Genomic DNA, 12,504 nt, shown 5'->3' with positions numbered 1-12,504 from the left:
TTCTTGATGCTATCGGTGTCAGCAGTCCGGAGCTTGCAGATCTTATATATGCAGCTCGCAGCGCGGGCGCATACAGCGCAAAGATAACAGGTGCAGGAGGTGGAGGGTGTATGGTAGCACTAACTCACCTTTCTGGTGTGGAAGATGTGGCTTCGGCAATAACAAGGGCCGGAGGAGAGGCCATCATAACCAGAATAACTGAACATGGAGTAAGAGTGGAGCATTGATATGGTTTCGTCGGAAAGTCTAACCATGCTTAAGATCGGCGGGAGTGTCATTACTGACAAACGAGCTGACGATGGTGTGGTCAGAGTAAATGAGATACGTAGAATAGCTCAGGAAATATCCGGTTTCAAGGGAAAGCTCATAATTGTGCACGGAGCAGGTTCTTTTGGTCATCCTCAGGCAAAAAAGTTCTCCATTAATGAACAGTTCAATGCTACTGGTTCTATCATAACCCATCTTTCAGTGAAAGGGCTCTGCAGTATGGTAGTTGATATACTCAATGAGAATGGCATATGCGCTGTGGGAGTTCATCCAATGTGTTGCATGCTTGCCGATAATGGAAGAATTCAGACCATGTTCCTTGACCAAATATATTGCATGTTGGAACGAGGTATCATCCCGGTCTTGCACGGAGATGTGGTGATGGATAACAGTCTTGGAACATCCGTGATCTCCGGGGACCAGATAGTTCCTTATCTTGCAAAGCAGATGAAAGCAGGTCTTTTAGGTATAGGGAGCGCAACGGAAGGGGTTCTTGACGATAAGGGTTCAACCATCCCTATAATAACACCCAAAAACTTCGAGAATGTAAAAAAGCATATCAGAGGCTCAGAAAACACTGATGTTACAGGAGGCATGCTGGGTAAAGTTCAAGAGATGCTTGAACTCAGTGACAGCAGCTATATAACTTCACATATTTTCGATGCCTCGAAACCTGGTAATATCGAACGTTTTCTAAAAGGCGAGAAAATAGGCACAGCTATAACACATGAACAATATGAATGCAGGTCTTAATATGAGTACATCCCAGAGAAAGATAGAGCATCTCAAGCTATGTTCTTCAAGTCCTGTAGAGTCACGGGTAAAGGGAACTGGCCTGGAAGACGTAATGTTAGTGCATCGGGCCCTTCCGGAATTTGATATAGAGGATATAGACCTTCATACGAATTTTCTGGGAAAGAGCATGAACGCGCCTTTTCTTATAGCATCTATCACGGGAGGACATCCTGATACAAGACCCATCAACGCTGCTCTTGCACAGGCTGCTGAAGAAATGGGTATCGGTATAGGTGTAGGCAGCCAGAGAGCTGCTATCGAGGACCCGGCCCAGGCAGGATCTTTTTCCATCATGAGGGATGTGGCACCCGATGCTTTTATTTATGGAAATATCGGAGCTGCCCAGATAAAAGAATATGGCATAGAAAAAATAGAAGATCTGGTGGAAATGCTTGATGCAGATGCAATGGCGATACACTTGAATTTCTTGCAGGAAGCAATACAGCCGGAAGGGGATACCGATGCAAGCGGTGCTCTTGATGCTATCAGAGAGATCTGCTCTTTAGACATACCTATCATTGTAAAGGAAACAGGCGCTGGAATTTCCCATGAGGATGCATGGCTGTTGAAAAAAGCAGGCGTTGCTGCCATTGATGTCGGCGGAGCCGGGGGTACAAGCTGGTCTGGAGTAGAAGTATACCGGGCAAGGGACAGAAAGGACGTGATGTCAGAAATGCTTGGTGAACTGTTCTGGGACTTTGGTATCCCCACAGCTGCAAGTGTAGTGGAATGCAATGTATCTTTACCAGTGATAGCTACCGGCGGGATAAGGACAGGTATGGATATCGCCAGATCAATAGCTATCGGTGCCAGTGTGGCCAGTGCTGCACTTCCTTTTGTTGCTCCGGCGCTTGAAAGTAAAGAGATGGTGCTTAAGAGGTTAAAGCTTATGATGAACGAGCTTAAGGTAGCGATGTTCCTCTGCGGATGTCAGGACCTGCACAGATTGCACATAGCACCCACCGTGATCACCGGGTGGACAAGGGAATACCTTGAATTACGCGGATTCAATGTAAAGGAGTTCGCTCTACGCTCTGACCGTAGCGAATTACAGGTCGTATGACAGTCATTTGTAAGGAACAATATATTTAGAATTTGAGGAATTAACATGACAGAAATCGGAATAATAGCAGTTGGCGGCTATAATGAAATGGGCCGCAACATGACTGCCATAAGGGTTGACGAGGATATAATCATCCTGGATATGGGTCTGCGGCTGGACAGGGTGCAGATACATGAAGATGTAGAAATAGATAAGATGCACTCCCTTGAGCTTATTAATATGGGAGCCATACCCGATGATACAATAATGAACGATGTCAACGGGAATGTGCGGGCTATCGTATGCACACATGGTCATCTTGACCACATTGGTGCTATCTCGAAGCTGGCACATCGCTACACTGCACCTATCATAAGTACACCATACACAACAGCGCTGATAAAACATCAGATAGATTCAGAACGCAAATTCGGTGTGAAGAACAATCTTATCTCCATGAAGGCAGGAGAGACCTACGAAATAACAAAAGATGTCTCTGTAGAGTTCATCAATACACAACATAGCATAATAGATACGGTGTTCGTGGTGATCCACACTCCCAAAGGTGCTATTATGTATGCCTGTGATTTCAAACTGGACAGGACACCTACTTTAGGAGAAGCTCCGGATTTCAACAGGCTCAAAGCCCTCGGAGAAGAGGGAGTTATTGCGCTTATTACCGAAAGTACGAATGCCGGACGTTCAGGTAAAGCGCCTTCAGAACAGATAGCACATGACCTTGTAAAGGACGTGCTGCTGGGTACCGAGGAATCGGATGTGGGAATGATAATAACCACCTTTGCTTCTCACATATCACGTTTGAACTCCATTATCTCCTTCGCTGAAGAAATGGGACGTATACCTATATTGCTTGGCAGGTCCATGGACAGGTACATGAGCACAGCTAAAGAACTGGGATACGTTGAGCTCCCGGGGAATGTAGAGATATACGGTCAGCGCCGTGAAGTTGAAAAGGCTCTGGAAAAGGTGATGAGAGAAGGCAAGAACAAATACCTGCCTATTGTTACCGGACATCAGGGAGAGCCCGGTTCCATATTGATACGCATAGCGAACGGTGATCTGCCTTACATGATAGAACCCGGAGATAAGATCATTTTTTCTGCTAATGTGATACCGAATCCCCTCACTCAGGCTAACCGCTATGCTCTGGAAACAAAGCTCAGAATGAAAGGTGCAAGGATATATGATAATGTGCATGTGTCAGGACACGCCTACAGGGAAGATCATTGGGAACTACTGAGGATGGTCAAACCTGAACATGTTATCCCTGCTCACGGGACCATTGAAATGCATTCTGCATATATAGAGATGGCAGAAGATGCAGGCTACGTGCTGGGAGATACGCTCCACCTGTTAAGGAACGGAGAGGAACTATATATAGAGGACTAATACCGCATCAAGTCGAGGTATCATGAACCTGATAGAAGAGATCAAGAAACGGAGTGTGCATGTGGATGAGGGCATACGGGAAATGCTCCCCATTAAACACCCCGAAGAACTATATAAAGCTGCACGATACCTGCCTGATGCAGGCGGAAAAAGGCTTAGGCCTGCAGCCGTCATACTGGCCGCAGAAGCTGTTGGGTCCGATCTTCAGACAGTCCTGCCTGCTGCTGTTGCTGTGGAACTGGTACACAATTTCACTCTGATGCATGATGATATCATGGACAGGGACGATGTACGCAGGGGAATGCCCGCAGCGCATGTAAAATGGGGTGAACCCGGAGCTATCCTTGCAGGAGATACATTATACTCCAGAGCCTTTGAGATCATAACCCGCATGGATAACGATCCCGCACGCATTGTAAAATGCATCGATATCCTGGCAAGGACGTGCACAGAGATATGTGAAGGCCAGTGGCTGGATGTGGAATTCGAGCATAAGGGTGTGGTCTCTGAAAACGAGTACCTCCAAATGGTGGAGAAGAAAACCGCTGTGCTCTATGGAGCTGCATGTAAAATAGGTGCATTGCTTGGAGGTTCCTCCCTTGAAGTGGCTGAACAGATGTACGAATTTGGCCGCATGATAGGTATTGCTTTCCAGATATATGATGACGTGCTGGATATAGTGACCCCTGAAGAAGTGCTGGGCAAAGTAAGGGGAAGCGATATTATGGAAGGGAAAAAAACCCTCATAGCCATTCATGCCCTCAACTCCGGCCTGAAATTGGAAATATTTGGCAAGGGCAAGGCTTCAAAGGGACAGCTGGAAGATGCTATCAGACAGCTTGAAGAAGCCGGTTCTATCGAATATGCGCGAAATGTAGCTCTTTCATACATCCGTGACGGTAAAGCGAAACTCGATGTGCTCGACGGTTCACAGGCAAAAGATATTCTGCTTGCAATAGCAGATTATATGGTAGAGCGATCTTATTGAATCGGGCCATATTACTGGCCCAAAATTTTGTATTTAACCTATTATTTAAAACAGTACCTTAATTAAGCTATAAGTTTAAAAAACTCATGAACAGGGTCGGGAAAGACCCTGTATTACCTTACTTCTTGTTCATTTCTTCTTCCTGGAGTGCTGCGTGGGCTGCTGCCATTCTGGCCACAGGCACACGGAAAGGTGAACAGCTGACGTAATTGAGGCCCACCTTGTGTCCGAAGATCACAGAACTGGGCTCTCCCCCGTGTTCGCCACAAATGCCTATCTTCAGATCACGTCGGGTGGACCGGCCTTTATCGATACCTATTTTTACAAGTTCACCCACACCGCTCTGGTCAAGCACAGCAAAAGGATCGTGTTCCAGTATGGATTGCTCTATATAAGCGGGCAGGAACTTACCTGCATCATCTCTGCTGAAACCGAAGGTCGTCTGTGTGAGGTCGTTCGTACCAAAGGAGAAGAATTCCGCCTCACGAGCTATCTTGTCAGCAGTAAGGGCTGCCCTTGGGAGTTCTATCATGGTACCGATCTTGTAATTTATTTTCACATCTTTGTCTGCCATGACAGCACTTGCTACTTTTACAACCTGCTTCTTAACGATTTGAAGTTCCTTAACATGAGATATGAGAGGGATCATTATCTCTGGCACTATCGTCATGCCTTCCCTGGTAAGTTCACAGGCTGCTTCAATAATGGCCTGCACCTGCATCTCATATATTTCAGGATAGACGACTCCAAGCCTGCATCCTCTGAAACCAAGCATAGGGTTGATCTCTTTGAGGAACTCTATCCTTTCCATAACTTTCTTCACTCTATTGATCTCATGTGCAGGAGCACCTTTGCTCTCAAGCTCCATTAATTTTTCCAGAGCTTCCTCATGGTTAGGGAGGAACTCGTGAAGAGGAGGATCAAGCAAACGGATGGTTACCGGATATCCTTCCATAGCACGGAATATGCCTACAAAATCTTCTCTCTGCATGGGAAGAAGCTTTGCAAGAGCATTCCTTCTTGCGGCTTCGCTTTCAGCCATGATCATTTCCCTCACAACGGGAATACGCTCTTCGCCGAAGAACATGTGCTCCGTGCGGCATAGTCCGATACCCTCGGCACCGAAATCCCTGGCAACAGTGGCATCATAAGGAGTATCAGCATTTGTTCTTACACCCAGGGTTCTCACTTCATCCGCCCATTGCAGCACTGTCCGAAGCTCTCCGCTTACCTCAGGGGTGATCAGGGGGACCTTGCCCACTATAACGTGACCGGTTGAACCATCAATGGAGATATAATCTCCTTCATTGATTGAGCAGGAGCCTGCAGAGAATACTCCTTTCTTTATATCGATGGAGATCTCACCACATCCGGCAACACAGGGTTTTCCCATACCTCTGGCCACTACTGCAGCATGTGATGTCATTCCGCCGCGCACTGTAAGGATACCTTCTGCAGCGTTCATTCCGCCTATATCCTCAGGAGATGTTTCTGCACGTACAAGGATCACCTTTGCACCGGACTCTGCCATCTCTTCAGCATGCTCCGCAGTGAAAACAACCTTACCCACTGCAGCTCCCGGAGATGCTGGTAACCCTGTTGCCACTACCTGCAGGGTCGCCTTGGGATCGATCATCGGATGCAGTAGTTTGTCTATCTGGTTCGGTTCTATCCGTAAAAGCGCGGTCTTCTTATCGATAAGACCTTCAGCGACCATGTCTGCCGCGATCTTTATAGCAGCAGCAGCAGTGCGTTTTCCATTTCTGGTCTGCAGCATGTAGAGTTTGCCCTGCTCAATGGTGAACTCAATATCCTGCATATCGCGGAAATGATTTTCCAGTTTTATATATATCCCTTCAAGTTGTTCAAAGGCAGCAGGCATTGCCTCCTTTAGAGTGGAAATAGGCTTTGGGGTCCTGATACCTGCTACGACATCCTCTCCCTGGGCATTGATGAGATATTCCCCGAAGAAGTGTTTCTCGCCGGTTCCGGGATCCCTTGTGAAGGCAACTCCCGTTCCGGATGTCTCTCCCATGTTCCCATAGACCATTGCCTGTACATTGACCGCTGTACCCCAGTCCATAGGGATGTTGTTCAGTTTACGGTATGTTATGGCACGCTGGTTGTTCCATGACTGGAAGACCGCTTCTATGGCCATCATGAGCTGTTTCCGTGCATCTTGGGGGAACTTTTCTCCCGTTTCCTTTTCAATGATCAGCTTGAATTGTTCCACAAGTTCCTTTAGAGCATTGACATCGAGCTCAGTATCCTGTTTCACACCTAAAGCGTGTTTTTTATCACTCAATGCATGTTCGAACTTATCATGTTCTATGCCGAGAACAACATCTCCGAACATTGTCAGAAAACGCCTGTAACTATCATAAGCGAACCTGGGGTTGTCAGTGTTCCTGGCAAGACCCAGGACAGACCTATCGTTCATTCCAAGGTTAAGGACAGTGTCCATCATTCCCGGCATTGAAACCCTTGCACCGGAACGCACGGACACCAGCAATGGGTTATTGTCGTCGCCGAATTTCTTCCCAACGACCTCTTCAAGCTTTACGATAGCAGCATCCACCTGTTGCAGCAGTCCTTCAGGATATTTATTGTCTTTAAGATACTGCACACAGACTTCGGTCGTGATGGTAAAACCAGGTGGTACCGGAATTCCAAGATTGGCCATTTCTGCCAGGTTTGCGCCTTTACCACCCAGCAGGTCTTTCATACTGTTTTTTCCTTCTGTCTTATTACCGCCGAAAAAGTAAACGAATTTGTTGTCTGCCACCAACTTTCCTCCCTGGGACCGATGCATCAGATATAGTTCAATGGTTGGATTATGTATGGAATGCAGCACAATTGTTGTATTAATATTTAAGGTTGTGGTCATCACTAAAAAATAATGGGGCTCTTCAATATCATGTACCATGGGGCTCTTCAATATCATATACCTCTTTTTTAGCCTGGTTCCACAGGATGCGGTTTACATATATGCCTATTACCTGATTCGGAATAAAACACAATATTTAACAGTTTTTTTTGGAAACTGCACATCTACTTTTTAGTACAGGTCCAATTGTCTGTCATCCAAGAGCGAAACCTTGCCCCTTATCCTTTTTGTTTCATCCGTATCTATCTCCCCTATGATGAAACACTCATCCCCCTCAGCTTCTGCTTTCATGTTTCCCCATGCATTGATTATCATGGACTTACCAAAGTATGATGCAAAGGGAGCAGTGCCTACCCGGTTGCAGGCAATATGCGGTATCTGGTTCTCTATTGCCCTGGAAGCAGCAAGTGCTTTCCACTGGCCGGCTTTGGGTTCTGCAAATCCGCCAACCGTGACCAGAATATCTGCGCCCGCAAGTGCCAGTTTTCTTGATATCTCAGGAAACCGCAGATCAAAGCATATCTGGAGTCCGATAGTTATATCGTTCCTTTCAAGTCTGATCGGGGCGATATTCTCTCCCCTTGAAAAATGTTTTTTTTCCAGTCCATACAGATGGGTTTTCCTGTAAGTTCCGGCCAGATCTCCAGATTCGATACAAAAGCCCAGATTATGGTATCTGGTCAGATCGGGTTTTTCCATCCTTTTTTCAACGACCGAGCCTATGAGTACACAATCGTGCACTTTTGAGAATTGTAATAGCCTCTCTATGGTAGGATATTCCTCAACTCTCTGAGATGGAGAGGTTTCAGCAACCGACTCAAGATCTTTATAACAGAAACCTGTTGAGAACACTTCAGGCAACACTACTATCCTGGCACCTGAACCTATTGCATCCTTTGTCATAAGAAGAGCTTTTTCAACGTTCTTCTCTTTTGAACATTGTGTTATGTTCATCTGAATACAGGAGACCTTGATAGTTGCCATTTTCCAATGCTCCTTATTTTAAGTGAGGATCACTAGTTGATCAAGAGACTATCTATATCTGTTTTAAACCCTTCTGTCTTAAAACAGTCTAAAACTTAGCAGCATTTTTCATGCTCTGTGAACTCTTGTGGTTCGGTTAACATACAGTTTTTCCACAGAGCCCAAATAAGCTATTGAGCTTGTTTTTAATTATTAGTGACTGATTGACTATTTAATGAGGCTAGAATTGATTGAAAAAGTAATGAAATGATTTATTTCCTCCCCACACCTTTAAAGAACATATAGTTGAATGTCCCTTCTTCAGAAGCTGTCCTATGCAGGTCTTCGATCCCCCTGTTAAATGTTTCCTCATCGATGATGTCCATCCGGATGGCTTTTTCCCTCACTCCTTCCACCATGGGGATGATGGTCAGTCTTACAAAGCCTTCTTCCATATGAGGGCGGCTGGCATCGCTGTATACCATGCGGGGTGACACCTTCACATCCCTGAAACCCGCCTGTTTAAGCAGTGGGTATAGCTCTCTGCCCACAAGGGAATTGCCGCCGAGCATAGCCTGCGAGACTATCAGGCTGTTCCATGCCTTGCGTGCTGCCTCGGTTTCCGGGTGGAAGAAACATGAGCCATGATCTCCCTCGATGACCGTGATGGTGCCGCCTTTTTTCAGCACCCGCATGAGCTTCTTCAAAGCTTCCAAGGGATGCTCAAGGTGTTCCAGCACAAAGCACACGAATACATGATCAAAGCATTCATCATCAAAGAGCAGGTTGAAAATGTCTGCCTGCCGAAAGCTTACATTGGAAAGACCATGAGTTTTAGCCCGCTGCATGGCAAGTTTAAGAGAGTCATCGGAAATGTCAATGGAAGTGATATCAGCACCCGGGCTGTTCTTTGAGAGGATAACGGTCTGCGCACCAATACCGCAGCCAGCTTCCAGCACTTTTTCCCCTGGCTGGTAATGGGTATCGCTGTGCAGCAGTTCCTCCAGTGTCATCGCCTGGTCATGCAGCCTCAAAGCCTCTCTTTCGGAGTAGCCGTGGACGTATTTGTTATTCATGTTCTCCCTGCTTTTTCTTTAATTGTGGAACTTCCATTGCACACTAGGTTATATTAGGTTGCTGCAACACATTCATTGGATCATATTCAGGAAGAAACTAACAGGAAGAAACTAAGAGAATAGTCTCCAAAAATTTCAGCAAATGAAGTACTCTTTTTTGGAAAGGATATACAGTAGTGCTGGTATGGCTGTTATCAACGAACTGGTTGCTATTATGATCAAGGAGCTAACCGTTATTGGAGGAAATATGAACAAGGAAAGAAAGCCGTTGACACCTTCTAACAGAAGCCATGGCAATCCGAGTGTCCATGCGATCTTTTTGAGCTTATAGAACCCATATGTAATAAATAGTCCGATGATCCCGGAGATAAAAGCTAAGACGGTGCCTACAAGTCCATATATCATTTTTCCGAATATAAAAGCCGGTATTTGAGGCATGGTCTGGAGCAGGTGTCCAAAAACTCCCAACATCAGTATTGTAAGCATGATGCTGAATCCGTTTGGCCTCTTCAATTCCTTTGAAAGCGTATTGCATGCTGAACCCACAACAGCTTCAGTTGACATTTTTTCTCCCCTTATAGACTCTCCGGACAAAATGCTCTATGTCACATAAAATACTATTGTAGTATAAAAAGGTACATCTTATGTTATATGAGTTCTTTGTTTTTATCGTACTAAATATTGTATTCAAATCAAAATAATATAATACATTATATCTTATAGCCGTACTTAAGGCGATCTCTCTGACAGAAAGAATCAAGTATTTCGCGGGATAGTTGTAGAGCATCAGCTTATAGGTAATACCATGAGACCCAAAGTAAAAGCCGAACTCATTGCTGCAGGTTCTGTGGATATGGACCCCTGCCTGCTGGGCCGCACCACCATACCTACTGCAGGTCCCGGTGCAGGAAAAATGGCTTTTTTCTTTAGTTCCGGTGGACACCGGGTACGCCTCGGGATCAACTCAGGATCTCCTCTCAAAGGTAAAACAGAAAATGAAGAGCTTGTGATCACGAAAAACGGCCAGGAGATCGCCCGTGGTATCATTGAAGAAGAACTCATTCACTGTCCGGACCAGGCTTTTATTACCATGTGCGAGAAATGCATATTTGACTGTAAGTTCTGTCCGGTGCCTAAACTGCAGGGTAAGGTCAAGACTATGGACGAGATGCTTGCAATGATAGAAAGGGCCCATGCCACCGGCAGGATGCATGCGATCTCCATAACATCAGGTGTAGAGATCTCTCCTGAAAAAGAAGTTGACAGAGCTGAAGAGCTAATCCGCAGGCTCAGGGAAAGATATACCGTGCCCATAGGCGTTTCAGTCTATCCCACAAACGATTCCACCCGCAGGCTCAGAGATGCCGGTGCTGATGAACTCAAATACAACGTAGAGACCATGGACAGGGATATATTCAACAAAGTCTGTCCGGGAGGCGGTCTGGAAGATGTGCTTGCCGGTCTGCGTGAAGGTGTGGAGATCTTCGGTCGCAATAAAGTGTGCTCGAATTTTATAATCGGCCTGGGGGAAACCGATGAGTCTGCCATGAAAGGCATCGAGGAGCTTGTGAAAATGGGCGTGGTCCCTATCCTCAGGGCTGCCAGTCCTCATCCCTTAAGAAAAGGCGAGGTATTCATAGAACGACCATCTGCTGACAGGCTCATGCGTCTGACCCGTTTCCTGCGTGAGAAACTGGACGAATATGGTCTGCGTGCCGATACATTCCGGACAATGTGCCTTCCATGTACTGGATGCGATGTTAATCCGCATTCGGATATGGAATAAAGGGGCTAAATTGATACTTTCGATCCCATTCAAGTTTTTTATTTTTACAGATAGTACTTACCTACAATACGATCTGTGGCACTACCACCGAAAAGCAAAGTACCGTTTAGAGTCCTTAGTTTTACAATGTTGAATTCCACGCTTGCACCGCCCTGCTCAATAAAAATATCATTGCCATTCCACATATTGTTATTTAGCATGTAGTAACCAAAAGCACTGTTACCTGAACCCGTGGCAGGATCTTCCAGGTAACCGAATTTAGGCGCGAAAACTCTTGTATGAGCAAAGTTTCTTTTATCCTTTACTTCCATTGAAAAGATCAATATGATGTCAATTGAGCTCTCCATGCAGAATTTCTTAAGACTTTGTTCATCCGGAAACATATTGATTTCGTCTGAAAGGTTTTCGACAGGAACTATCAGGGTCACAAGTCCTACATCGATAACATCAACAGAATACTTATTTGATAGTTTAGAACTTTCCAAGCCCAAATTCTGCGCAATGAGTTCCAGGGACAGCTTTGTTCCGATGAATATTGGCTTAGGAGCTGAAATATATACAGCATCCTGTTCGAGTATTTTATTATAGACCTTCAAAGCTCCTTTTTTACGAGTATAAATGAGCAATTCATCCATGGCCAAGAGCTTTGGAGTGCTTTTTATCAGGCTATACATGCAGGCGATGGTCCCATGTCCGCAAAGATCAACCTCGCACTCTGAAGAGTAATATGTAAGCTCAAACTGGCTTTCATGGTATTTCCTGCAAAACACAACCTCTGATACACATCCTTTATGCTGCTTTGCAATATTCAGCATTTCCTTGTCCGTGAGCGTTTGATCGTCCTCCAGATAAATACATGCTGCAGGATTACCAAGGGATTTTTCCGACGTAAAAGCATCAATTTTTTTATAATTATATTCTCTCATAGAATCCCTTTTAGTTCAGGACATCTACATGTTTTCTGGTCCACATGTCAAAAAAGTGCACTCAGCCGTACTCTTAAACTCATCTTTGAGGACAGCATATATGCAGCCATCCTGCACAACATCATTTTTGATGATATTGTTCTTCAGGACTGCTTCAAGCCTGAAGCCTGCCTTTTCAAGAACTCTCCTTGATGCTGTATTTCTGGCAAAGGGTTGGGCATAAACCCTTATTATATCGAAGTTCCCGAACAGGTATTGTGTCATACGCCTTACCACTTTTGTCATGGTACCTTTTCCCCAGTATTCCTCAGCCAGATAATAACCCAGTTCTGCGTTCTTGCGATGCACATTCTCCTTAAAATAC

At 45.4% G+C, this 12,504-nt stretch carries 11 protein-coding genes and 1 pseudogene; 6 read left to right on the top strand and 6 right to left on the bottom strand.

The window, feature by feature from the left end; genetic code table 11:
* From AB7U21_RS06865 to AB7U21_RS06845, 5 genes and pseudogenes are all read left to right on the top strand, one after another.
* Positions 1-227 (top strand): annotated as a pseudogene (locus AB7U21_RS06865) (mevalonate kinase); the annotation flags it as partial.
* Between the two features lies 1 nt (position 228).
* Positions 229-1,020: an isopentenyl phosphate kinase gene (locus AB7U21_RS06860; RefSeq protein ID WP_333787547.1), complete on the top strand. Its 792-nt coding sequence runs from the start codon at positions 229-231 to the stop codon at positions 1,018-1,020.
* 1 nt (position 1,021) lies between these two features.
* The gene (fni, locus tag AB7U21_RS06855; RefSeq protein WP_428387890.1) at positions 1,022-2,125 is read left to right on the top strand and encodes a type 2 isopentenyl-diphosphate Delta-isomerase; all 1,104 of its coding nucleotides are present in this window, start codon (positions 1,022-1,024) and stop codon (positions 2,123-2,125) included.
* 45 nt (positions 2,126-2,170) lie between these two features.
* Complete coding sequence (locus AB7U21_RS06850; RefSeq protein ID WP_333787549.1) at positions 2,171-3,514, top strand: RNase J family beta-CASP ribonuclease; 1,344 nt, start codon at positions 2,171-2,173, stop codon at positions 3,512-3,514.
* 22 nt (positions 3,515-3,536) lie between these two features.
* Entirely contained in the window at positions 3,537-4,502 is a 966-nt protein-coding gene (locus AB7U21_RS06845; RefSeq protein WP_333787550.1) for a polyprenyl synthetase family protein, read from the top strand.
* Positions 4,503-4,620: 118 nt separating this feature from the next.
* On the opposite strand, the gene ppdK is transcribed toward AB7U21_RS06845, so the two are convergent.
* The 4 genes from ppdK to AB7U21_RS06825 all read right to left on the bottom strand — a co-directional run bounded on the left by ppdK (position 4,621) and on the right by AB7U21_RS06825 (position 9,992).
* Positions 4,621-7,287 (bottom strand): pyruvate, phosphate dikinase, encoded by a 2,667-nt coding sequence (gene ppdK, locus AB7U21_RS06840; protein WP_333787551.1) that lies wholly within the window; start codon positions 7,285-7,287, stop codon positions 4,621-4,623.
* Between the two features lie 273 nt (positions 7,288-7,560).
* Positions 7,561-8,373 (bottom strand): nitrilase-related carbon-nitrogen hydrolase, encoded by an 813-nt coding sequence (locus AB7U21_RS06835; protein ID WP_333787552.1) that lies wholly within the window; start codon positions 8,371-8,373, stop codon positions 7,561-7,563.
* A gap of 251 nt (positions 8,374-8,624) precedes the next feature.
* The gene (locus AB7U21_RS06830; RefSeq protein WP_333787553.1) at positions 8,625-9,428 is read right to left on the bottom strand and encodes a methyltransferase domain-containing protein; all 804 of its coding nucleotides are present in this window, start codon (positions 9,426-9,428) and stop codon (positions 8,625-8,627) included.
* Positions 9,429-9,563: 135 nt separating this feature from the next.
* A complete protein-coding gene (locus AB7U21_RS06825; RefSeq protein ID WP_333787554.1) occupies positions 9,564-9,992 on the bottom strand; it encodes a hypothetical protein in 429 nt (142 codons plus the stop codon).
* Between the two features lie 241 nt (positions 9,993-10,233).
* Here AB7U21_RS06825 and AB7U21_RS06820 point away from each other — a divergent pair, with 241 nt between their 5' ends.
* Positions 10,234-11,214, top strand: coding sequence for a radical SAM protein (locus AB7U21_RS06820; RefSeq protein ID WP_333787555.1), 981 nt, complete (start codon positions 10,234-10,236; stop codon positions 11,212-11,214).
* Positions 11,215-11,258: 44 nt separating this feature from the next.
* Here the strand turns inward: AB7U21_RS06820 and AB7U21_RS06815 are convergent, their stop codons facing one another.
* Both AB7U21_RS06815 and AB7U21_RS06810 read right to left on the bottom strand, forming a co-directional pair.
* Complete coding sequence (locus AB7U21_RS06815; protein ID WP_333787556.1) at positions 11,259-12,140, bottom strand: PhzF family phenazine biosynthesis isomerase; 882 nt, start codon at positions 12,138-12,140, stop codon at positions 11,259-11,261.
* Between the two features lie 24 nt (positions 12,141-12,164).
* Positions 12,165-12,504 (bottom strand): GNAT family N-acetyltransferase (locus AB7U21_RS06810; protein ID WP_428387885.1); only part of this gene is annotated, 340 nt, incomplete at its 5' end.

Source organism: Methanomethylovorans sp. (genome assembly GCF_050177135.1).
Taxonomy (GTDB): Archaea; Halobacteriota; Methanosarcinia; order Methanosarcinales; family Methanosarcinaceae; genus Methanomethylovorans.
This window is presented reverse-complemented; position numbering and strand designations above follow the sequence as displayed.